Annotated in this window: 20 protein-coding genes and 1 riboswitch; of the genes, 11 read left to right on the top strand and 9 right to left on the bottom strand. The window is 68.8% G+C overall.

All coding sequences use genetic code 11. From position 1 onward, the window contains the following. Positions 1–82 precede the first annotated feature (82 nt). From eat to eutC, 3 genes are all read left to right on the top strand, one after another. Entirely contained in the window at positions 83–1492 is a 1410-nt protein-coding gene (eat, locus tag U5798_RS12000; RefSeq protein ID WP_124454671.1) for an ethanolamine permease, read from the top strand. A gap of 96 nt (positions 1493–1588) precedes the next feature. Continuing rightward, a complete protein-coding gene (locus tag U5798_RS11995; protein WP_124454673.1) occupies positions 1589–2986 on the top strand; it encodes an ethanolamine ammonia-lyase subunit EutB in 1398 nt (465 codons plus the stop codon). Beyond that, on the top strand, positions 2983–3777 hold the full coding sequence (gene eutC / locus U5798_RS11990) for an ethanolamine ammonia-lyase subunit EutC (RefSeq protein ID WP_124454675.1): 795 nt from the start codon (positions 2983–2985) through the stop codon (positions 3775–3777). The genes U5798_RS11995 and eutC overlap by 4 nt, the downstream gene beginning before the upstream one ends. Here eutC and U5798_RS11985 read toward each other — a convergent pair whose 3' ends face one another. Beyond that, positions 3778–4662, bottom strand: coding sequence for a LysR family transcriptional regulator (locus U5798_RS11985; protein WP_124454679.1), 885 nt, complete (start codon positions 4660–4662; stop codon positions 3778–3780). It abuts the gene before it with no gap. A gap of 163 nt (positions 4663–4825) precedes the next feature. Between U5798_RS11985 and U5798_RS11980 the strand changes: the two genes are divergently transcribed. Further along, positions 4826–6439, top strand: a complete 1614-nt coding sequence (locus tag U5798_RS11980; protein WP_322082139.1) for an MFS transporter — start codon at positions 4826–4828, stop codon at positions 6437–6439. Positions 6440–6555: 116 nt separating this feature from the next. Here U5798_RS11980 and U5798_RS11975 read toward each other — a convergent pair whose 3' ends face one another. Continuing rightward, entirely contained in the window at positions 6556–6984 is a 429-nt protein-coding gene (locus U5798_RS11975; protein WP_124454683.1) for a pyridoxamine 5'-phosphate oxidase family protein, read from the bottom strand. 321 nt (positions 6985–7305) lie between these two features. Here U5798_RS11975 and U5798_RS11970 point away from each other — a divergent pair, with 321 nt between their 5' ends. The 3 genes from U5798_RS11970 (at position 7306) to U5798_RS11960 (ending at position 10798) form a co-directional block, all read left to right on the top strand. Continuing rightward, positions 7306–8832, top strand: coding sequence for an aldehyde dehydrogenase family protein (locus U5798_RS11970; protein ID WP_124454684.1), 1527 nt, complete (start codon positions 7306–7308; stop codon positions 8830–8832). 180 nt (positions 8833–9012) lie between these two features. After that, positions 9013–9558 carry a hypothetical protein gene (locus tag U5798_RS11965; protein WP_322082138.1) on the top strand — a complete coding sequence of 182 codons (546 nt, stop codon included), beginning with the start codon at positions 9013–9015 and terminating at the stop codon, positions 9556–9558. Positions 9559–9763: 205 nt separating this feature from the next. After that, a complete protein-coding gene (locus U5798_RS11960) occupies positions 9764–10798 on the top strand; it encodes a helix-turn-helix domain-containing protein (protein ID WP_124454688.1) in 1035 nt (344 codons plus the stop codon). 93 nt (positions 10799–10891) lie between these two features. Here the strand turns inward: U5798_RS11960 and U5798_RS11955 are convergent, their stop codons facing one another. Further along, the gene (locus tag U5798_RS11955) at positions 10892–11986 is read right to left on the bottom strand and encodes an ADP-heptose--LPS heptosyltransferase (protein ID WP_322082137.1); all 1095 of its coding nucleotides are present in this window, start codon (positions 11984–11986) and stop codon (positions 10892–10894) included. Continuing rightward, positions 11983–13686, bottom strand: a complete 1704-nt coding sequence (locus U5798_RS11950) for a thiamine pyrophosphate-binding protein (RefSeq protein WP_322082136.1) — start codon at positions 13684–13686, stop codon at positions 11983–11985. Before U5798_RS11950 ends, U5798_RS11955 begins: the two co-directional genes overlap by 4 nt. A gap of 279 nt (positions 13687–13965) precedes the next feature. Here U5798_RS11950 and U5798_RS11945 point away from each other — a divergent pair, with 279 nt between their 5' ends. From U5798_RS11945 to U5798_RS11930, 4 genes are all read left to right on the top strand, one after another. After that, positions 13966–14427 (top strand): hypothetical protein, encoded by a 462-nt coding sequence (locus U5798_RS11945; RefSeq protein ID WP_124454696.1) that lies wholly within the window; start codon positions 13966–13968, stop codon positions 14425–14427. Next, positions 14424–14708, top strand: coding sequence for a type II toxin-antitoxin system RelE/ParE family toxin (locus U5798_RS11940; protein WP_124454698.1), 285 nt, complete (start codon positions 14424–14426; stop codon positions 14706–14708). Before U5798_RS11945 ends, U5798_RS11940 begins: the two co-directional genes overlap by 4 nt. A gap of 118 nt (positions 14709–14826) precedes the next feature. Next, a complete protein-coding gene (locus U5798_RS11935; protein WP_322082135.1) occupies positions 14827–15063 on the top strand; it encodes a type II toxin-antitoxin system VapB family antitoxin in 237 nt (78 codons plus the stop codon). Then, complete coding sequence (locus U5798_RS11930) at positions 15063–15464, top strand: type II toxin-antitoxin system VapC family toxin (RefSeq protein ID WP_124454701.1); 402 nt, start codon at positions 15063–15065, stop codon at positions 15462–15464. Before U5798_RS11935 ends, U5798_RS11930 begins: the two co-directional genes overlap by 1 nt. Positions 15465–15531: 67 nt before the next feature. Here U5798_RS11930 and U5798_RS11925 read toward each other — a convergent pair whose 3' ends face one another. The 5 genes from U5798_RS11925 to gcvT form a co-directional block, all read right to left on the bottom strand. Further along, positions 15532–16920: an L-serine ammonia-lyase gene (locus U5798_RS11925; RefSeq protein WP_124454703.1), complete on the bottom strand. Its 1389-nt coding sequence runs from the start codon at positions 16918–16920 to the stop codon at positions 15532–15534. Between the two features lie 31 nt (positions 16921–16951). Next, positions 16952–18094 (bottom strand): alginate lyase family protein, encoded by a 1143-nt coding sequence (locus U5798_RS11920; protein ID WP_124454705.1) that lies wholly within the window; start codon positions 18092–18094, stop codon positions 16952–16954. A gap of 151 nt (positions 18095–18245) precedes the next feature. After that, positions 18246–21173 (bottom strand): aminomethyl-transferring glycine dehydrogenase, encoded by a 2928-nt coding sequence (gene gcvP / locus U5798_RS11915; protein ID WP_322082134.1) that lies wholly within the window; start codon positions 21171–21173, stop codon positions 18246–18248. Between the two features lie 58 nt (positions 21174–21231). Beyond that, positions 21232–21612 carry a glycine cleavage system protein GcvH gene (gene gcvH, locus U5798_RS11910; RefSeq protein ID WP_124454709.1) on the bottom strand — a complete coding sequence of 127 codons (381 nt, stop codon included), beginning with the start codon at positions 21610–21612 and terminating at the stop codon, positions 21232–21234. 116 nt (positions 21613–21728) lie between these two features. After that, positions 21729–22847 (bottom strand): glycine cleavage system aminomethyltransferase GcvT, encoded by a 1119-nt coding sequence (gene gcvT, locus U5798_RS11905; protein WP_322082133.1) that lies wholly within the window; start codon positions 22845–22847, stop codon positions 21729–21731. A gap of 83 nt (positions 22848–22930) precedes the next feature. Further along, a riboswitch (glycine riboswitch) is annotated at positions 22931–23064 on the bottom strand. Position 23065: the final 1 nt, after the last annotated feature.

The following is a 23065-nucleotide window of genomic DNA, read 5'->3' as shown; positions in this document are numbered from 1 at the left end:
CGATAACACGTCGTTTAATGACTCTCTAGCATCGATTCTCAGTCGCGCGGGCCGGCAGCCCGGCGCCTTTGAGGAGAGTCCGATGAAAGCAGAGTCGAATGGCCGGCCCGCCGCCGGCGCAAAGTCCGGCCAGCCCGCGCTGCAGCAGACGCTCGGGACCTGGCAACTGTGGGGCATCGCGGTCGGCCTCGTGATTTCCGGCGAATACTTCGGCTGGAGTTACGGCTGGGCGAGCGCAGGCACGCTGGGTTTCGTCATCACCGCGCTGTTCGTCGCGGCGATGTACACGACCTTCATCTTCAGTTTCACCGAGCTGACGACGTCGATCCCGCACGCGGGCGGCCCGTTTGCGTATGCGCGCCGCGCGTTCGGTCCGACCGGCGGCTACCTCGCCGGCGCCGCGACGCTCGTCGAGTTCGTGTTCGCGCCGCCCGCGATCGCGCTCGCGATCGGCGCGTACCTGCACGTGCAGTTCCCGGGCCTCGAGCCGAAGCATGCGGCGATGGGCGCGTATCTCGTGTTCATGGCGCTGAACATCGTCGGCGTGCAGATCGCGGCGACCTTCGAGCTCGTCGTCACGCTGTTCGCGATCTTCGAGCTGCTGGTGTTCATGGGCGTCGTGTCGCCGGGCTTCGCGTGGAGCAACTTCATGAAGGGCGGCTGGTCGGGCGCCGATCATTTCAGCATGGGCGCGTTCCACGGGATGTTCGCGGCGATCCCGTTCGCGATCTGGTTCTTCCTCGCGATCGAAGGCGTCGCGATGGCCGCCGAGGAAGCGAAGAACCCGAAGCGCTCGATCCCGATCGCCTACGTGGCCGGGATCCTGACCCTCGTCGCGCTCGCGATCGGCGTGATGGTGTTCGCCGGCGGCGCGGGCGACTGGACCAAGCTCGCGAACATCAACGATCCGCTGCCGCAGGCGATGAAGTATATCGTCGGCGCGAACAGCGGCTGGATGCACATGCTCGTGTGGCTCGGGCTGTTCGGGCTCGTCGCGTCGTTCCACGGGATCATCCTCGGTTATTCGCGCCAGATCTTCGCGCTGGCCCGCGAAGGCTACCTGCCCGAATGGCTCGGCAAGGTGCATCCGCGCTTCAAGACGCCGCATCGCGCGATCCTCGCGGGCGGCGTAGTCGGCATCGCGGCGATCTACAGCGACGAGCTGATCCAGTTCGGCGGGCAGACGCTCACCGCGAATATCGTGACGATGTCGGTATTCGGTGCGATCGTGATGTATATCGTGAGCATGGCGTCGCTGTTCAAGCTGCGCCGCTCGCAGCCGAACATGGCGCGGCCGTTCCGCGCGCCGCTGTACCCGATTTTCCCGGCCTTCGCGATCCTGGCGGCACTCGTCTGTCTCGCGACCATGGTGTACTTCAACGGGCTGGTCGCGCTGGTGTTCGTCGGCTTCCTCGCGGTCGGCTACGCGTACTTCCTCGCGACGCGTTCGCAGCGGGCGAGTGCGCCGGGCGACGCGCTGCTGGAGGAGTGAGCAGGTGAAGGCGAAAGTGGCAGGCCGTTTCTGACGGTATCCGGCGCGCCCTGTCGAACGGGCGCGCCGTCGGCTTTTGGCAAGGAGATTCGAACGATGTCCTACACGGAGACGATCGGTCCGCGCACGTACCGCTTCGCGGACCTGAAGACGCTGCTCGCGAAGGCGAGCCCGCTGCGTTCCGGCGACCAGCTCGCCGGTGTCGCGGCGGCGAGCGAGGAGGAGCGCGTGGCCGCGAAGATCGCGCTCGCGGGCGTGCCGCTGAAGGCGTTCCTGAACGAAGCGGTGATTCCGTACGAAAACGACGAGGTCACGCGCCTGATCATCGACGATCACGACGCGCACGCGTTCGCGGAAATCTCGCACCTCACCGTCGGCGATTTCCGCAACTGGCTGCTGTCGCCCGCCGCCGACGGCGCGGCGCTCGAACGGATCGCGCCGGGCCTCACGCCCGAGATGGTCGCGGCCGTGTCGAAGCTGATGCGCAACCAGGACCTGATCGCGGCCGCGCGCAAGCGCCGCGTGGTCACGCGTTTTCGCAACACGGTCGGGCTCGCCGGCCGGATGTCGGTCCGGCTGCAGCCGAACCACCCGACCGACGACGTGAAAGGCATCGCCGCATCGATGCTCGACGGGCTGATGTACGGCTGCGGCGACGCGATGATCGGCATCAACCCGGCGACCGACAGCCTCGCGGCGATCATGAAGCTGCTCGCGATGATCGACGGGTTCCGCGAACGCTACGGCGTGCCGACGCAGTCGTGCGTGCTCACGCACGTGACCAACACGATCGGCGCGATCGAGAAGGGCGCGCCGGTCGACCTCGTGTTCCAGTCGATCGCGGGCACCGAGAAGGCGAACGCGAGCTTCGGCATCTCGCTCGCGCTGCTCGGCGAAGCGCACGAGGCCGCGTTGTCGCTCAAGCGCGGCACCGTCGGCAACAACCTGATGTACTTCGAGACCGGCCAGGGCAGCGCGCTGTCGGCGAACGCGCATTTCGGCGTCGACCAGCAGACCTGCGAAGTGCGCGCGTATGCGGTCGCGCGCAAGTTCAACCCGTTCCTCGTGAACACGGTGGTCGGCTTCATCGGCCCCGAGTACCTGTACGACGGCAAGCAGATCATCCGCGCGGGGCTCGAGGATCACTTCTGCGGGAAGCTGCTCGGCGTGCCGATGGGCTGCGACATCTGCTACACGAACCATGCGGAAGCCGACCAGGACGACATGGATACGCTGCTGACGCTGCTCGGCGCGGCCGGCATCAACTTCATCATGGGGATTCCGGGCGCGGACGACGTGATGCTGAACTACCAGAGCACGTCGTTCCACGACCAGCTCTATGTGCGCGAGGTGCTCGGGCTGCGCCGTGCACCGGAATTCGAGGAGTGGCTGGAGACGATGGAGATCGCCGACGCGCACGGCGCGCTGCGCGCCGCGTCGGCCCGCGTGCCGCTTCTGGCCGGCGCGAACGACTGGATGGGGTTGTCAGCATGAGCGATGCCGTCGAAAAGAATCCGTGGGGCCAGTTGAAGTCGTTCACGAACGCGCGGATCGCGCTCGGCCGCGCGGGCAACAGCCTGCCGACCGCGCCGCTGCTGGCCTTCAACCTGTCGCACGCGCAGGCGCGCGACGCCGTGCACCAGCCGCTCGACGCGGACGCGCTGCGGCGCGAGATCGAGGCGGCCGGCCTGCTGCCGACGCTGCGCGTGCAGAGCGCCGCGCCGGACCGCGACCACTACCTGCGCCGGCCCGATCTCGGCCGCAAGCTGTCGGACGAGAGCTGCGGGCTGCTCGCCGGTTACGGCGCGGCGCTCGACGATGCGCCCGACGTCGTGTTCGTGGTCGGCGACGGGCTGTCGGCGTTCGCGGCCGCGAAGCAGGCGCTGCCGCTGCTGCAGGCCGTGCGGCCGCGGCTCGAGGCGGACGGCTGGCGGATCGGCCCGGTGGTGGTCGCGACGCAGGCGCGCGTCGCGCTCGGCGACGAGATCGGCGAGCTGCTGCGCGCGAAGGTCGTCGCGATGCTGATCGGCGAACGGCCGGGGCTCAGCTCGCCGGACAGCCTCGGCGTGTACCTGACGTGGGCGCCGAAAGTCGGCTGTCACGATGCGCTGCGCAACTGCATCTCGAACGTGCGGCCCGAAGGGCTGTCGCACGCGGCCGCCGCGCACAAGCTGCATTACCTGATGACGCATGCGCGCAGGCTCCAGCTGACGGGCGTCGGGCTGAAGGACGACAGCGACGCGCTGCTGCCGCCGGTGGAAGCGGAGCGGATCGGGGCGGCGTGACTACCTGAACAGCCGCTCGCACAGGAAATCGACGAACACGCGCAGCTTCGGCGACAACTGCCGGCTCGACGGCCACACGATCGAGAACTGGCCCGGCGCGATCCGGTAGTCGTCGAGCACGGTGACGAGCGCACCCTGTTCGAGCGCGTCGCGCGCGAGGAAGTCGGGCATGTAGCCGATGCCGAGCCCCGCGAGCACGGTGCCGCGCAGCGCTTCCATGTTGTTGCAGGTCATCGCGGTGCGCAGCTTCAGCGGCGTGCCGTCGTCGGCGGCGAACGCCCAGTCCTGCAGCTTGCCGGTGGTCGGGAAGCAGTAGCGCACGCAGTCGTGCGCTTCGAGGTCGCGCGGCGTGCGCGGCGTGCCGGCCTGCGCGAGATACGCGGGCGTCGCGCACAGCACGAACGCGAACGGGCCGAGCCGCCGCGACATCAGGCTCGAATCCGACAGCGGCCCGCTGCGGATCACCGCGTCGAACCCGCCTTCGACGACGTCGACCATCCGGTCGTTGAAATCGAGATCGAGCTCGACGTCCGGGTAGCGCTGCCGGAATTCGGGCAGCACGGGCAGCAGGAAGCGGTAGCCGATCACCGGCAGGCTCACGCGCAGCTTGCCGCGCGGGCGCTGCGCCGACGCCGTCACGGTCGCCTCCGCGTCGCGGAAATCCTCGAGGATCCGCTGGCAGCGTTCGTAGAAGTGCCGCCCCTCTTCGGTCAATGTGACGCGGCGCGTCGTGCGGTTGAACAGGCGCACGCCGAGCGACTGTTCGAGTTTCGCGATCGTCTTGCCGACCGCCGATGCCGAGATGCCGAGCGTGCGGCCGGCCGCGACGAAGCTCAGCGCTTCGGCGGTGCGGACGAACGCGACGATGCCGGTGAGGTTTTCCATCTTTCCATCGAATCGAAGGGCGTACGACGACGCACGCGGCCAGGGTGATTGCGGAATTTTAGTCCGTTATATATGGAACTTCGCGTAGTTTTTCGCAGATTGAATCGGATTTATCTTCTGTCGCTCTGACGGCGCATCCGCGCCGGCTTTTCGAGGAGCGATGATGGATCACCCTGTTTCAGCCGTTTCGGCCCAGTCGGCGCGCCGGCGCGCATGGGTGCTGGCCGCCGTCTGCATGGCCGCTGTCGCGCTGCCGCTGTCGTTTTCGGGCGGCGCGGTCGCGACGCCGGCGATCGGCCGCGACCTGCACGGCAGCCCGGTCGCGATGAACTGGATCACCAACGCGTTCATGCTCGCGTTCGGCAGCTTCCTGATGGCATCGGGCGCACTCGCCGATCAGTTCGGCCGCAAGCGCCTGTTTGCGATCGGCGTCGGCGGCTTCACGCTGATGTCGGTCGCGCTCGCGTTCGCGCCGTCGATGCTCGCGGTCGACCTGCTGCGCGCCGCGCAAGGGCTCGCGGCGGCCGCGGCGCTCGCGGGCGGCACGGCCGCGCTCGCGCAGGAATTCGACGGCGCGGCGCGCACGCGCGCGTTCAGCCTGCTCGGCACGACCTTCGGCATCGGGCTCGCGTTCGGGCCCGTGCTGGCCGGCGGCCTGATCGGGCATTACGGCTGGCGCGCGATCTTCGTGACGAGCGCGGTGGCCGGCGTGCTGTCGCTGGTGTTCGGGCTGCCGCGCATGCACGAGTCACGCGACCCGCATGCAACGGGGCTCGACTGGCCCGGCACGGCGGCGTTCACTGCCGCGCTGACGCTGTTCACGTTCGGCGTGATCGAGGCGCCCGCGCGCGGCTGGTCGAGTACGCTCGTGATCGCGCTGCTGGCCGGCGCGGCGCTCGGCGCGGGCGCGTTCGTGATGATCGAGACGCGCGTCGCGCGGCCGATGCTCGACCTGTCGCTGTTTCGCATCGCGCGCTTCGTCGGCGTGCAGGTGCTGCCGGTGTCGACGTGCTGCTGCTACATCGTGCTGCTCGTCGTGCTGCCGCTGCGCTTCATCGGCATCGACGGCTTCAGCGAAATCGACGCCGGCTGGCTGATGCTCGCGATCTCCGCGCCGATGCTCGTCGTGCCGTTCGTCGCGGCGACGCTCACGCGCTGGCTGTCGGCCGGCGTGATCTCGGGGCTGGGGCTCCTCGTCGCGGCGGCGGGGCTCGTGTGGCTCGGCATCGCGCTGCGGGGCGGCGCGGGGGCCGCGGCGATCGCGCCGATGCTCGCGATCGGCGTCGGCGCCGGCATGCCTTGGGGGCTGATGGACGGGCTGTCGGTGAGCGTCGTGCCGAAGGAGCGGGCCGGGATGGCGACGGGCATTTTCAGCACGACGCGCGTGGCCGGCGAGGGGATCGCGCTGGCGATCGTCGGCGCGGTGCTCGCCGGGCTGGCGCGAACGGGACTGACGCAGGCGGCAGGTGCCGCCGGCACGCCGGACGCGACGCTGCGGGCCGCCGCGCGGCTCGCGACCGGCGATCTCGCGGGCGCGGCGGCCGCGTTGCCGGGTGTCGGGCACGCGGCGTTGATCGCGAGCTACACGCATGCGTTCGACCGGCTGCTGACGGGGCTGGCCGTCGTCACCGTGCTGTGTGCCGGCGTGGTGTTCGTGTTTCTCGGCGGGCGTCCGGCTCACGACGAAACGGGCGACGAAACGGACGGCCGGGCGCATGCCGATGCGTCGGCGCGCAGCCGGGTCGAACCGGCCTGTGCGGAGACGCACGGGCGTTGAGCGTTGCGTCGCGGCGCATCGGCGCATCGGCACATCTGTGCTTCTGCACATCGGTCAATGCCGCCACCGTGCCCGCATGGTCCGCTGTTCTGCGCGGTACCCGCCGGGGCCGTGCATCACGCCAGCACGAGCGACGGCAGCGCCGCATCTGTCCGCGCCTGTGCCCGTTCCACGTCGATCACCACATGGCGCAGCGCATCGGGCCACAGGTGCGCGCGGCTTCCCGCCTCCTCGTCGAGCGTCGCGCGGCCCTGCACGAGCCAGGTCGTCTGGCGCACGAAATCGACGAACAGCAGCGCGATCGCCGGATTCACGAGCAGGTTGCCGATCGTGTTGAACAGGTTGTTGCCCGCGAAGTCGGGCAGCACCAGCGTGCGGCGGTCCGGGATATCGACGAGCGGCTCGAACGAGCCGTCGCCGCGCGGCTGGCGGCCGCGGTACGAGCAGTCGCTGTTGCCGGCCGCGTCGGCGGTCGCGACGATCAGGAAGGCCTGCTCGCGGATGAACGCGATGGCGTCGTCGGTCAGGGGGCCGCGATCGTTCATGGTGTCGGTCGGCAGGTGCGCCGTGGCGTATGGATCCCCGATCCGCACGCAAGCGACATGCCACGCGCCAAGGTGCGCGTCCGCGGGCAGCGCACCGCCACTCACTGTGGAAATTCCGAACACCGGCCGCATCGCTGCGCAACCGCGGTGTTCAGAATCGGTACACCGGCCATGCCGCGCGCGCGAACGCCGCACGGTGCGCACGCGGGCCGGCCGTGATCGACGTGCTCCCATCCTGTTTGGCACGCATGTTGCGTAAACGAGTGCAGCGCATTCCAACCGGCGCTGTACTCACACAAGCACGATGAACAGGAGACATGTATGAACCCGTTTGACCTGAAGCAACTGGGCCTCGACGTCGAATATCCGTACCGTCAGCAGTACGACAACTTCATCGGCGGCAAGTGGGTGGCGCCGGTGAAGGGCGAGTATTTCGAGAACGTGTCGCCGATCAACGGCCAGCCGTTCTGCCGCATCCCGCGCTCGGGCGCGGACGACATCGAGCTGGCGCTCGACGCCGCGCATGCCGCGCGCCGCAAGTGGGGCAAGACGTCGGTGGCCGAGCGTGCGAACCTGCTGCTCGCCGCCGCCGACCGGATGGAAAAGAACCTCAAGCTGCTGGCCGTGGCCGAGACGATCGACAACGGCAAGCCGCTGCGCGAGACGATGGCAGCCGACCTGCCGCTCGCGATCGACCACTTCCGCTACTTCGCGGGCTGCATCCGCGCACAAGAGGGCGGCATCTCCGAAATCGACGACAACACCGTCGCGTATCACTTCCACGAGCCGCTCGGCGTCGTCGGCCAGATCATCCCGTGGAACTTCCCGCTGCTGATGGCCGCATGGAAGCTCGCGCCGGCGCTCGCGGCCGGCTGCTGCGTCGTGATGAAGCCGGCCGAGCAGACGCCCGCGTCCGTGCTGGTGCTGATGGAACTGATCGGCGACCTGTTCCCGGCCGGCACGATCAACATCGTGAACGGCTTCGGCAAGGAAGCGGGCGAAGCGCTCGCGACCAGCAAGCGGATCGCGAAGATCGCGTTCACGGGCTCGACGCCGGTCGGCAAGCATATCCTGCGTGCGGCGGCCGACAGCCTGATCCCGTCGACGGTCGAACTGGGCGGCAAGAGCCCGAACATCTTCTTCGCCGACGTGCTCGACCAGGACGACGCGTTCCTCGACAAGGCGCTCGAAGGGCTCGCGATGTTCGCGCTGAACCAGGGCGAAGTGTGCACGTGCCCGTCGCGGATCCTGATCCAGGAATCGATCTACGAACGCTTCATCGAGAAGGCCGTCGCGCGCGTCGAGCGCATCAAGTCCGGCCACCCGCTCGACCTGCAGACGATGATCGGCGCGCAGGCGTCGCAGCAGCAGCTCGACAAGATCCTGTCGTACATCGACATCGGCCGCGGCGAAGGCGCGCAATGCCTGACGGGCGGCGAGCGCACGGCACCGGCCGCCGAACTCGGCACGGGCTACTACGTGAAGCCGACGATGCTGCTCGGCAACAACAAGATGCGCGTGTTCCAGGAAGAGATCTTCGGGCCGGTCGCGTCGGTGATGACGTTCAAGGACGAGCAGGAAGCGATCGAACTCGCGAACGACACGTTCTACGGGCTCGGCGCGGGCGTGTGGACGCGCAACGGCACGCGTGCGTACCGCATGGGCCGCGAGGTCGAGGCCGGCCGCGTGTGGACCAACTGCTACCACCTGTACCCCGCGCACGCGGCGTTCGGCGGCTACAAGCAGTCGGGGATCGGCCGCGAGACGCACAAGATGGCGCTGTCGAACTATCAGCAGACGAAATGCCTGCTGGTCAGCTACCAGGCCGAGGCGCTCGGGTTCTTCTGATCGCCGAAGCGGTGGCGGAGCGCCGGGGCCGGTCGGTCCCGGTGCCTCCGCCCCGTTCGATTCCGGAATTCGACGCCCGGCGCGGGCCGCGTTGTCTTGCGGCCGGCGCCGGAAACGATGCCGGCAGCCGCGGGCACGCGGCGGCACGGCGCATCGATGCGCGCGACGACGACAACCAGCATGGCAGAGCCGCCCCGATCCTTTCCGCGTCACCCGGTATTCCATGCGGGTGAGCTCGATGCGCAGCACCGCTTCGGCGTCGCCGACGAAGCCGAGCGGATGAGCGACGTCGTGACCACGCGCCTGAGCCTCGGCGTGCGGCAGTTCGTCGAGTCGCAGCCGCTCATGTTCGTCGGCATTGCAAGCGGCACGCCCGCCGTCGTGACCTGCGACATCGTGCAGAGCCTGCGCGACACGAACGGCGATCTGCTGCCCGTCGCGCGCGTGATCGACACGAAGACGCTGCGGTTCGCGTTGCCCGTACCGGACGGCGGCGGCGGGCGGATCGACGCGGCGGCGTGCGACGGCAGCGGCGTCGGGTTGCTGTTCGTCGATTTCGTGCGCGGGATCCGCTACCGGATCAACGGTCGTGCGACGTTGCGGGCCGATCTGCCGGAAGCGGATGCGGCGCCGTGGGCGGCCGGCAGCGCGATCGTCGAGCTGGCGGTCGCGCAGGCGTACGGCAACTGCGGCACGCGGGTCGTGCGGCTGAAGCCGGCCGGGTAACCGGTAGCCGGGAGGCGATCACGGCGCGGATGCGCAGTCGTCGCGCGTGCCGCACCGGCGGCGTGCGCGGTACGCCGTCTTCGGGTGCGCCCGCATGGCGCGCGCCGGCCGGACTGTGTGGAATGGCGGGTCGTGCGCCGGGCCGGGCGGTTCGGCACGGGACTTGCGTGATACACGCAGTTCCGGGCAGGAGAGGGAGGACACGATGGATCAACACGTGGCGTGTAGCGAAGAACCGACCGCCGAAGACACGCGGCGCAACGCGCAGGGCGACGACGCGCTGGCCGGGCAGGCGGTCGTCAGCGTCGCGCACGATGCGGACGAGCAGGCGCGCAACCTGATCGGCTGGCGGCAGACCTACGACCAGCTCGCGGCGGGCCGCTTCGTCGGCACGCTGACCGAGCTGCCGCTCGACACGATGAAGCTGTTTCGCGAATCGACGAGCCATCTGCTGCGCCAGGCCTGCGAAGTGCGCGGCGACGCGTACTGGTTCGGCATCCCGCTCGTGTGCGACGGCACTGCGCGCGTCGATGCGTGCCGGATCGGGCCCGGCGCGCTTGCGTTCCGGCCCGGGAACGTCGAATTCGAACTGGTGACGCCCGCGCAGTTCTCGATCTACGGCGTCGTCGTGCGCGGCGACGTGCTGCGCCGTTATGCGGAGGAAGTCGAGCGTCGCGCGCTCGACGAGCGGCTGTTCACGCAGCGCGTGATGCAGGTCGGCGATGCGCGACTCGCGCGCCTGTGCGCGCTGCTCGGCAGCCGTCTCGACGGCGCGGTGGCGATGGACGGCCCGCTGCCCGATGCGCAGCGCGACGACCTGCAGGCCGACGTGCTGGCCGCGCTGTTCGACGTGTGCGCGCAACCGGCCGACGACGGCAGCGGCGCCGCGCCGTCGACGCGGCGCTGGATCGTCGAACAGGCGCGCGACTACGTGCTCGCCCATCGCACGCGCCCGGTCGGCGTGCCGGAATTGTGCGAGCAGCTGCACGTGAGCCGGCGCACGCTGCAGTACTGTTTCCAGGACGTGCTCGGGATGGCGCCCGCGACCTATCTGCGCACGCTGCGGCTGAACGGCGCGCGGCGCGACCTGTGCGGCCGCGCGGCCGGCTCGGTGCAGGATGTCGCGGAGGCGTGGGGTTTCTGGCACCTGAGCCAGTTCGCGACCGATTACCGGCGGCTGTTCGGCAAGCGGCCGTCGGAGACGCTGCGCGATCGCGCGGTGACGGTCGCGGCGGGGTGAGCCGGGCAGCCGGGGCGGCGCCGCGTCGGCACGGGGGGCGTGCGTGCACGGCTACTTGTTCGTTTGTCCTGCCGAAGGCCGCGTCGGGTTTGCTCAGTTGACCGCCGGTGCCACTTCGCGCGGTGCGGGCCACGCCAGCGCATCCCAGTCGATGGCGCGGTAAGCCGCTTCGACTGCGGCCAGATCGTCCGGCTGCTCGCTGCGATGCAACCCGTGCAATTCGACGGGCAGCTCGAGCGCGACCGGCACGCAATGCGGATAGTCGCGCACGCGCAGCGCCGGCCCGATCGTCGTGAAGCACGCGAGCGTCGGCACGTCGAACCCGTCGGCGAGATGCAGCGCGGCCGTGTCGGGCGTGAACAGCACGCTGGCGCCCTTGACCCAGGCGATGAAGCGCGCGGTGTCGGTGGCGTCGCTGCTCACGTCGACGTAAGCGGGATGCTCGACCGCGCCGAAGCCGGCCACCGGCAGCCCGTAGCGCCGCACGAGCCGATCCACGAACGCCGCGCGCAGCGCCGGCGGCACGCTGCGCACGGCCGTGCTCGCATTCGGGCAGAACAGCACGTACGGCCGCTGCCAGGCGGCCGGCAGCGCAGGCAGCGGCAACCGTGCGAGCCAGCGGTTGCGCTTCGCGGCGGCCGGCACGGCGGCCGGGTCGGCGCCGAGCGCATCCAGGAAGAAATCGATCATCGGCAGCCGCGCGAACGCGGGCCAGTACAGGTGATTGCCGACGTCGATGCACGGTGCATCGGCGGGCAGTGCTTCGACCGGGCACGGCAGCGTGCGCGACGGCGCGACGACGTCGGCCGCGAGCGCATACAGCGCATCGACGTAGCGCGGTGCGCGGGCCGGCCGGTACAGCGTGAAACGCAGGCCCGGGTGGGCCGCACGCAGCGCGGCGACGGCCGTCAGCCCGATCACCGAATCGCCGAGCGTGACGCCCATGCCGTTGATCACGTGCACGTGCCGCGTGCCGTCATGGTCGAGCCGGAACGGCCGGTGCGCGGCGTGCAGCAGGCCGAGCGCGGGCGCGGCCGGCACGTGGCCGTCGGCACGTCCGCCGCCGTGCTCGACGTCGTACGGCGCGACGAGCGTGCCATCGGGTGCGAGCAGCGTGCCGGGGCAGGCCAGCGCGTCCTCGTGCGACAGCGCGCCGCCGGGCGGCGCGGTGGGCGTATCCACCGTCATCCGCCGCGCGCGCGGCGGCCTTGCTCGCGGATCTGCTCGAGCGTCGCGGCCGGCGTGCTGGCGTCCTGCGGAATGCGGATCTCGATCACCGCGGGCAGCCCGCAGGTCAGCGCGCGTTCGAGCGCGGGCGCGAAATCGGCGGTGCGCTCGACCGTCTCTCCATGCGCGCCGAACGCACGCGCATAGGCGGCGAAATCGGGGTTCGTGAGCCCCGTGCCGTGCACACGGCCCGGGTAGTTGCGCTCCTGATGCATGCGGATCGTGCCGAAATGCCCGTTGTTGACGACGATCGCGACGATGTTCAGCCCGTACTGCATCGCGGTGGCGAGCTCGTTGCCGGCCATCATGAAGCAGCCGTCGCCTGCGAGCGCGACGACCGCGCGCTGCGGATACAGCGATTTCGCGGCGAGCGCAGCCGGCAGCCCGTAGCCCATCGCGCCGCTGGTCGGCGCGAGCTGCGAACGGAAATGCCGGTACGCAAAGTGGCGGTGCAGCCAGATTGCATAGTTGCCGGCGCCGTTGGTGAGGATCGCGTCGTGCGGCAGGCGCTCGCGCAACTGCACCATCACGTCGCCGAGCTGCACGTCGCCGGGCATCGGCAGCGGCGCATGCCATTCGCGATACGCGCGATGCGCGTCGGCGGCCGTGCCGGTCCACGCGGGGCGTTCGGGCGCCTCGAGCGCGGCGAGCGGCGCGGTGATCTCCGGCATCCCCGACACGATCGGCAGGTCGGCCGCGTAGACGCGGCCGAGCTCGTCCGCGCCCTGGTGCACGTGAATCAGCGTCTGGCGCGTCTTCGGGATGTCGAGCAGCGTGTAGCCGCCGGTCGTCGCTTCGCCGAGGCGTGGCCCGATGACGAGCAGCAGGTCGGCGTCGCGGATGCGTTTCGCGAGCGCGGGATTGATCCCGAGCCCGACGTCGCCCGCGTAGTTCGGGTGTGCATTGTCGATCGTGTCCTGGAAGCGGAACGCGCAGGCGACCGGCAACTGCCAGCGTTCGACGAAAGTGCGCAGGTTCGCGCACGCGTCGGGCGTCCAGCCGCTGCCGCCGACGATCGCGACCGGCCGTTCCGCGCGCGCGAGCCGCTCGCGCAGCTCGTCGACCTGCGCGGCCGACGGAGCGGCCGCGATGCGTTTCGCGGCCGGCACGACGGGCTGCGACGCGCACGCTTCGGACAGCACGTCCTCGGGCAGCGCAAGCACGACCGGGCCGGGGCGGCCCGACGTCGCGACGTGGAACGCATGGCTCAGGTATTCGGGGATGCGGCGCGGGTCGTCGATCTGCGCGACCCATTTCGCCATCTGGCCGAACATCCGGCGGTAGTCGATTTCCTGGAAGGCTTCGCGGTCGAGGTGCTCGCGTGCGCACTGGCCGACGAACAGGATCATCGGCGTCGAATCCTGGAACGCGGTGTGCACGCCGATCGACGCGTGGGTTGCGCCGGGCCCGCGCGTGACGAAGGCGATGCCGGGGCGGCCGGTCAGCTTGCCGACCGCTTCGGCCATGTTCGCGGCGGCCGCCTCGTGGCGGCAGACGACCGTCTGGATGCGCGCGGTGTCGTCCGCCAGCGCATCGAGTACCGCGAGGAAACTCTCGCCCGGCACGCAGAACACGCGTTCGACGTGATTGGCGAGCAACGCATCGACGAGCAGTCGCGCACCGGTGGTGGCGCGCGGCTCGAGATCCTTGGAATGCGACATGGGCTGCCGTCTCCCTGGGTAGCGGGACGTACAGCTTACGCCGGTACGCCGGTCGCTGAAAAGTGTCGGAACGCTGGGTGGTGCGGCGGGTGCGTCAGGACTTCGGTGGCGGAATGGCCAGCTTGGGCGGATGCGCGCGACGGTGAAAAGTGGATGCTGTTGGGACCGAGCCGGATGTCTGTCGTGGCCACGGGAACTAGGTCTCCCAAACAATAATAAAATGGCATCTCATTTAACAGTAAAATTTCCAACGAACCCACAGCTGGATCGAGGAACACCATGGCAACCGAAACAATCGATCAGAAGACGCTGACTGAGCTGGTCGAGGCCGGCGCCGTAAGTGCGGCCCGCGTGGTGGGCTGCCGCAACGGCTGGGCGATCTCGGCACGTTGCGGCGCGAATGACCGATTCCTGTCGGCCAAGCGCGGCGACGTGCGGGTGTTTCGCCGTTTCGAAACGCTGGTTGGCTTTCTGCGCGACATCGGCATCAGCCGGTTCGATGTGGATGCGTCGACGTTCGATCCGGATGCGGCCGGTCGGGCGGCCCGGCCCGATCGCTCAGCCGCGTTGAAGGCGGCGCACGAGGCAGCAGCCCACGACCGCTGGTTTCGCGAACAGGTGCAGCAGGCGCTGGACGATCCGCGTGCGTCGATTCCCGACGCCGAAGTCAGCGCCGACTTCGCATCGCGCCGCGCGGCGCTACGCCGGCGAATATCGGACAAGCGAGGGAATGTTTCTTGACCCTCGAGTTGCACTGGAATCCCAAGGCGTACGAGGATCGCGTCGCGATCATGGACTACATCAGCGAGGACGACCCGGCGGCCGCGCTCGAACTCGACGAGCTGCTGGAAGAAAGGGCCGCGGCGTTGACGACCCATGCCGAGCTTTATCGGCATGGGCGTGTGGCAGGTACGCGAGAACTGGTGGTCGCGCCGAACTATGTGCTCGTGTATCGCATCCGGCCGGCCGCGCGCATCGTGGAGATCCTTCGCGTGTTGCATGCGCGACGGCAGTGGCCGTGATGCGCGTATTCATTGCCGGCTCGTCAGCCAAGGAAAGACTGCCATGTACACACATGGATTTACATTTCGACCTGCATCGGATAATGTACATACAATGTACATCCGACCGGAGATCGACATGCATACCACGAGGGTATTCAGGAACGGCAACTCGCAGGCCGTGCGAATTCCTGCGGACCTTACTTATGATCGCAGCGATATCGAACTGGAAATCGAGCGCGTCGGTGACGAAATCCGCATTCGGCCGATGCGGCGGCCTTTGACGCACGTACTTGAGAAGTTCGCGAAATTCGGGCCCGACTTCATGACCGAAGGGCGGGGCGACCAGGAGCAGGCCGAACGCGAGGGCTTGTGATGCCGCGATTCATGCTCGACACCAACATGTGCATCTATCTGATGAAAAATCAGCCGGAGCAGGTCGCGAGACGGTTTGCGCAGTGCTACACGGGCGACGTCGTCATGTCGGCGATCACCTATGCGGAGCTCGAGTACGGCGTGACCGCATGCACGAGCCCCGCGCGAGAGCGCCGCAATCTCGCCGCATTGATCGAGGATATTCCCGTCGCGCCTTTCGACGCCGCGGCAGCGCAAGCGTATGGTCCGGTCCGCGACGCGACCCGCGAGCGAAAGAAGGATCACCTCGACAAATTGATCGCCGCTCATGCGGTGTCGCTCGATGTCGTCCTCGTTACCAACAACGAGCGGGATTTCGTCAGCTATCCGGGGTTGCGACTGGAGAACTGGCTGAACGACTAGCGTCGGGCGCCATGCCCGGCGGCAACGCAGGGTGTCGATCCACCGCGCGCCATCGCCGGATCCGGCATCAGCACTCGACGATATTCACCGCCAGCCCGCCGCGCGACGTTTCCTTGTACTTCGTCTTCATGTCGGCGCCCGTCTCGCGCATCGTCTTGATCACGGAGTCGAGCGACACATAGTGCGAGCCGTCGCCGCGCAGCGCCATGCGCGCCGCGTTGACGGCCTTCACCGACGCCATCGCGTTGCGCTCGATGCACGGAATCTGCACCATCCCGCCGACCGGGTCGCAGGTGAGGCCGAGGTTGTGTTCCATCCCGATTTCGGCCGCGTTCTCGACCTGCTGCGGCGTGCCGCCGAGCACGGCCGCGAGCGCGCCGGCCGCCATCGAGCACGCGACCCCCACTTCACCCTGGCAGCCGACTTCCGCGCCCGAGATCGACGCGTTGAGCTTGTAAAGAATGCCGATCGCGGCGGCCGTCAGCAGGAAGTCGATCACGCCTTGCTCGTTCGCGCCGGGCGTGAAGCGCGTGTAGTAGTGCAGTACGGCCGGGATGATGCCGGCGGCGCCGTTGGTCGGCGCGGTGACGACACGGCCGCCGGCCGCGTTTTCCTCGTTGACCGCGATCGCGTACAGGTTGATCCAGTCGATCATCGACAGCGGATCCTGCAGCGCGCGCTCCGGGCTGCCCGTCAGCGTGCGGTACAGCTGCGGCGCGCGGCGCTTGACCTGGAACGGGCCGGGCAGGTTGCCGTCGGCATCGGGGTTGCCGATCCCGCAGCCGCGCGACACGCACGACTGCATCACCGACCAGATCTTCAGCAGCCCGTCGCGCGTTTCTTCCTCGGTGTGCCACGCGCGCTCGTTGTCCCACATCAGCTGAGCGATCGACTTGCCGGTCGACTCGGTCAGCGCGAGCAGCTCGGCGCCGGTGCGGAACGGGTGCGTCATCTGCTCGGCCGCGCTCAGCACCTTCGTGTTCGGCGCGCCGGCCGTCACGACGAAGCCGCCGCCAACCGACAGGTAGGTGCGCTCGACCAGCACCGTGCCGTTCGCGTCGGATGCGCGCAGCTTCATCCCGTTCGGATGCTCGGGCAGCGCCTGGCGGTAGAACGCGATGTTCTCCTTCAGCACGAACGGCACCGGATGCGTGCCGAGCAGCGCGAGCTGCTTCGACTTGCGCACGTCTTCCAGCCGCGCGTCGATCGTGTCGGGATCGACGGTGTCGGGCGCGTCGCCGAGCAGGCCGAGCATCACGCCGCGGTCGGTGCCGTGGCCCTTGCCAGTGGCGCCGAGCGAGCCGTACAGCTCGACCTTCACGTGGGCCGTCGCGTCGAGCTGCCCGTCGCGCTCGAGGCCCTGGACGAACATCAGCGCCGCGCGCATCGGTCCGACCGTGTGCGAACTGGACGGACCGATGCCGATCTTGAAGAGGTCAAACACGCTGACTGCCATTTCGATACCTGCCTTGCTATAAGAATAATTGCTAGCGCGCCTGCAATGGCAGGCACGCGGCGAGCCATGCGGGCGGCGTTGGGGAAAGCTGCTGCGCGACGCGGGCATAGCGCCCGTCGAGCCGCGCGGCCAGATGAAAGAGTTCGGTGGCGTTTTTCGGGTCCCACTGCCCCGTGTAACCCGGCAGGCCGGCCTCGCGGCGCTTCGCGTCGAACGGCACCGGCGAATTCACGAATTCCTCATGGGTTTTCTCGCCGAGCGCGTACGGCACGAGCCAGTCGAGCGCCGCCGCGAGCGTTGCGCCGTTCGCGCCGCGTTCACGCAGCCAGTTGCGGTTGAAGCGGCGCGCGGCGAGCGCGGCCGTCACCAGCGGCTGCAGGTCGTAGACCGCGTAATGCAGCGCATCGCGTTCCTCGAAGTCCCAGGTCTTGCCGTCCGGGCCGATGTTGTCGGCGAGATGCTCGACGAACAGCCGCTGCGCGGCGTTCATCATCTTGCGGTCGCCGAGCGTGAACGCGGACAGCGCGATCAGCTTGATCCGGTGGCTCTGCCAGTTGTTGCGCCAGGTGCCGGTGAGCGGGCGCTTCTGCGCGTCGATCTGCGCGACATAGCCGGCGCCGAGCTTCGCGATGAACGCGGCCGTCGCGTTGCGTGTTTTTACCGGCAGCGCGCTCGCGGTCATGTCGTACGCGACGATCAGGCTCTCGAAGCGCGTTTCGTCGATCGGATTGAAGCTCGGCTGGTAGGTCGAGACCCACGCGGACAGGAAGCGGTCGACGAGCTGCAGGTAGCGCGGCGCGTTCGTCACGCGCCACGCGAGCGCCGCGTCGCGCATCAGGTCCATGTCCTTCAGCGCGGCCGCACTCTGGTCGTAGATGCCTTCGTGCGGCAGCGTGCCTTCGGTATGCACGCGCGCCATTGCCTTCGGCTGCTCGCCGATGCGCGCGTCGACGCTGCGGATCAGCGCCTGCACGCCCGGTTCGGCCTGCGTCGTCTCGCTCGCCTGCAGGGCCGGCGCCGCGCAGAAATTCATCGCCGCGCGCGCGCTGCCGGACGCACCGAGGCCAGCAGCGGCCAGCGACAGCGAGGCGACGAGCATCGGCACGAACCGGCCTGCGCGCATGCACGGCCGCTTCTTGGTTGCACCATGGCCCGGAAACATCGGACGCACCATGCGGAACTCCTTCATTGGCTGGATCGCGTGTGATGTTAGCCGGATTGGCGGAGGAACGTGAACCGGTTCGCCCGGCGAACGCAAAAACCGCACGCAACCCCGGGTTGCGTGCGGTGCGGTCACCATCGGGCGGTTCCGGGCCTGGCGTGCGTTATGCGTATTCCGACATCGGCACGCACGAGCAGAACAGGTTGCGGTCGCCGTACGCGTTGTCCGCGCGGCCGACCGGCGGCCAGTACTTGTTCGTGCCGAGCGAGGCGACTGGGTACGCAGCCTGCTCGCGCGAGTACGCGTGCGGCCATTCGTTCGCGGTGACGACGGCTGCCGTGTGCGGTGCGTGACGCAGCGGGTTGTCCTCGCGATCGGCGCGGCCTTCCTCGACCGCGCGGATTTCCTCGCGGATCGCGATCATCGCGGCGATGAAGCGGTCGAGTTCTTCCTGCGATTCGGATTCGGTCGGCTCGACCATCAGCGTGCCCGGCACCGGGAAGCTCATCGTCGGCGCGTGGAAGCCGTAGTCCATCAGGCGCTTCGCGACGTCGTCGACGCTGATGCCGCTCGATTCCTTGATCGGACGCAGGTCGAGAATGCACTCGTGCGCGACCAGCCCGCCCGGGCCCGAATACAGCACCGGGTAGTGCGGCGCGAGGCGCTTCGCGATGTAGTTCGCGTTGAGGATCGCGGTTTCCGTCGCGGCGGTCAGGTTCTTCGCGCCCATCATCGCGATGTACATCCACGAGATCGGCAGGATCGACGCCGAGCCGTACGGCGCGGCCGATACCGCGCCGATGCCGTCTTCGGCACGGGCGTAGCCGGTCGAACGCTGGTTCGGCAGGAACTTCGCGAGGTGCGCGCCGACCGCGACCGGGCCGACGCCCGGGCCGCCGCCGCCGTGCGGGATGCAGAACGTCTTGTGCAGGTTCAGGTGCGACACGTCGCCACCGAACTGGCCCGGCGCGGTCAGGCCGACCATCGCGTTCATGTTCGCGCCGTCGACGTACACCTGGCCGCCGTGCGTGTGGACGATCTCGCAGATCTCGCGGACGTTCTGCTCGAACACGCCGTGCGTCGACGGATACGTGATCATGATCGCCGCGAGGTCCTTCGAATGTTCTTCGGCCTTCGCCTTCAGGTCGGCGATGTCGACGTTGCCCTGTGCATCGCAGGCCACGACCACGACCTTCATGCCGGCCATGTGCGCCGACGCCGGGTTCGTGCCGTGCGCGGATGCGGGGATCAGGCACACGTCGCGATGCGCTTCGCCGCGCGATGCGTGGTACGCGTGGATGATCAGGAGGCCCGCGTACTCGCCCTGCGAGCCGGCGTTCGGCTGCAGCGACACGGCTGCGTAGCCGGTGGCCGCGACGAGCATCTGCTCGAGCTGGTCGATCATCTCGCGGTAGCCGACGGTCTGCTCGGCCGGGGCGAACGGGTGGATGCCGCCGAATTCGGGCCACGTGACCGGCAGCATTTCCGACGTCGCGTTCAGCTTCATCGTGCACGAGCCGAGCGGGATCATCGAGCGGTCGAGCGCGAGATCCTTGTCCGACAGGCTGCGCAGGTAGCGCAGCATTTCGGTTTCGGAATGGTGGCAGTTGAACACGTGGTGCGTCAGGTACGCGCTCGTGCGCTCGAGGCCGGCCGGCAGCGCGGCGACGCCGGCGAGGCCCGCATCCAGCGCGTCGACGGCCGGTGCGGTGCCGCCCGCGGCCTGCGCGAACACGTCGAGCAGGTCGGCGAGGTCGTCGCGCGTCGTGGTTTCGTCGACCGATACGCCGACTTGCGTGTCGCTCACGCGGCGCAGGTTGATGCGCTTCGCCTTCGCGAATTCGTGGACCTGCGCGGTGCGCGCGCCGGTGTCGATCGTCAGCGTGTCGAAGAACGTGTCGTTGACGGTCGCGAAGCCGAGCTGCTTCACGCCGGCGGCGAGCAGCGCCGCGATGCGGTTCACGCGCAGCGCGATCGTCTTCAGGCCGTGCGGGCCGTGGTAGACCGCGTACATGCTGGCCATGATCGCGAGCAGCGCCTGCGCGGTACACACGTTCGACGTCGCCTTCTCGCGGCGGATGTGCTGTTCGCGCGTCTGCAGCGCGAGGCGCAGCGCGGGCTTGCCCTGCGCGTCGACCGTCACGCCGACGAGGCGGCCCGGCATCTGGCGCTTGAATTCGTCACGCACCGCGAGGTACGCGGCGTGCGGGCCGCCGAAGCCCATCGGCACGCCGAAGCGCTGCGTGTTGCCGATCGCGACGTCCGCGCCCCATTCACCGGGCGGCGTCAGCACGGTGAGCGCGAGCAGGTCGGCCGCGACGACCACGTGGCCGCCGGCCGCGTGGATCGCTTCGGTGAGCGCGCGGTAGTCGCGCACGTCGCCGTTCACGCCCGGGTATTGCAGCAGCACGCCGAATGCGTTTGCCTGCGCGGCGTCGGCGGCCGGGCCCGTCTTGACCTCGATGCCGACCGGCAGCGCGCGCGTGCGGATCACTTCCAGCGTTTGCGGCAGCACGTCGTCGGCGACGTAGAACACGTTCGACGCCGGCTTGCCGGTGCGCTGCAGCAGCGTCATCGCTTCGGCCGCGGCAGTGGCCTCGTCGAGCAGCGATGCGTTCGAGATCGCGAGGCCCGTCAGGTCGGCGACCATCTGCTGGAAGTTCAGGAGCGCCTCGAGGCGACCCTGGGAAATTTCGGGCTGGTACGGCGTGTAGGCCGTGTACCACGCCGGGTTTTCGAGCACGTTGCGCAGGATCACGGCCGGCGTGTGCGTGTCGTTGTAACCCTGACCGATATACGAGCGGAACACCTGGTTCTTGTCCGCGAGAACCCGCAGTGCGGCGAGCGCTTCGGCCTCGCTCTTCGGCTGCGCGAACGGGCCGAGCGGCAGCGTTTCGGCGCGGCGGATCGAGGCCGGGATCACGGCGTCGATCAGGGCGGCGCGCGACGCAAAGCCGAGCGTGTCGAGCATGGCCTGCTGGCTGGCGGCATCGGGGCCGATGTGGCGTTCGGCGAACGCGTCGTGCGTTTCGAGCGCGGCGAGCGAGAGGGGCGTGCGGTTCATCAGGCGGTCCGGGTGTTCGAGCTTCATGGCGTGACTCTGGTCCCGCGCGCGCCGAGGCCGGCGCCGCGCGGTTCGGGTAGGGGAATTAGTCGATCAGCTTGCTGTAGGCGGCAGCGTCAAGCAGGTTGTCGGTCGATGCGCCGGCCGCGAGCTTGATCTTGAACAGCCACGTGCCGTATGCGTCGCTGTTCACTTCTTCCGGTGCGTCGGTGGCGTCCGCGTTGATGGCGACCACTTCGCCGGTGACGGGCGCGTAGATGTCGGATGCGGCTTTCACCGATTCGACGACGCCGATCGCGTCACCCGCCTTCACTTGCTTGCCGACTGCCGGCAGCTCGAGGAAAACGATGTCGCCGAGCGTGTTCTGCGCATGATCGGTGATGCCGATCGTCAGCGTGCCGTCGGCTTCGGCGTGGATCCACTCGTGTTCGTCGGTGTATTTCAGATCGGCCGGGACGTTGCTCATCGGATGCTCCTGGATAAAAGGGTGTAATTCGTTCTGCTGGCGCGCCGCGATGGCGCGCCGGGTAGGGTTGCGCCGGGCGCCATTTCCCGGCTTACCGGGAGGCGGCCCCCCGGCCGTTACGCAGCGAGGACCTTGCCGTTGCGCACGAACGGCAGTTTTACCACGCGCGCGGGAAGATTCTTGTCTCGAATTTGCACCTGGACCAGGTCGCCGATCTGGACGGCGGCCGGCACGCGGGCGAACGCGATCGATTCCTGCATCGACGGCGAGAACGTGCCGCTCGTGATCTCGCCTTCGCCGTGCGGCGTGACGACCTTCTGGTGCGCGCGCAGCACGCCGCCTGCCTTGCCGTTTTCCTTCTGCAGGATCAGGCCGACGAACGCGGCGCGCGTGCCGTTGGCTTCCAGTGCGGCGCGGCCGACGAAGTCGCGCGGCGCGGTGAGGTCGACCGTCCACGCGAGGCCCGCGTCGAGCGGGGAGACGGTGTCGTCCATGTCCTGGCCGTACAGGTTCATGCCGGCCTCGAGGCGCAGCGTGTCGCGCGCACCGAGCCCGCACGGGCGCACGCCGTTTTGCTGCAGTGCGGCCCACAGCGCTTCGACGTGCACGGCCGGGACGATCACTTCGAAACCGTCTTCACCGGTATAGCCGGTGCGGGCGATGGTGAGATCGCCGAACGGCGTGGCGGCGACCTGCGCGGCGTTGAACGGCTTCAGCTCGCTGGTCGCGGCACGGGCGGAAGGCACCGTCGTCCAGACCTTTTCGCGGGCGTTCGGGCCCTGTACGGCGACGATCGCGAAATCGCGGCGCGGTGCGATCGTGAGACCGTAGCCGCCTTGCTCGTTCAGCTGGTTGAACCACGCGATGTCTTTCTCGGCCGTGCCGGCGTTGACGACCACGCGGAAGAATTCTTCGGTGAAGTAATAGACGATCAGGTCGTCGATGACGCCGCCCTGCGGGTTGAGCAGGCACGAGTAGAGGGCCTTGCCGGGCGTCTTGAGCTTGCCGACGTTGTTCGCGATCGCGTGCTCGAAGAACGCGCGCACGCGGCTGCCGGTGAAGTCGACCACGCACATGTGCGACACGTCGAACATGCCGGCGTCGGTGCGCACGGCTTCGTGTTCTTCGATCTGCGAGCCGTAGTTGACGGGCATGTCCCAGCCGCCGAAGTCGACCATGCGGGCATTGAGCGCGCGGTGCGCGGCGTTGAGCGGGGTGTGATTCAGTGCAGTCATCGAGGCCTCAGGCAAGGCGCTTGCGCGCGGATCAGAACGGCCATGTGCCGACCGCCGCGGCCGATGGCCTCGAGCGATCCGGTACATGCCCCTCTGTCCTCGATACCTGAGAGATTGCGCGGCGGGCAAAGCCCGGCCGGCGCGCGCCCCTTCGGTGGGCAGCCTGCCCGCGCAACCAGTGCGCTGCGGGCTACTGCCGCTCTCCAGAGTGCGGGGAG

It is taken from the genome of Burkholderia sp. BCC1972, assembly GCF_905339605.1.
In the GTDB taxonomy this organism is placed as follows: domain Bacteria; phylum Pseudomonadota; class Gammaproteobacteria; order Burkholderiales; family Burkholderiaceae; genus Burkholderia.
Note: the sequence above shows the minus strand (reverse complement) of the source record. Positions and strands in the feature narration are given on the sequence as shown.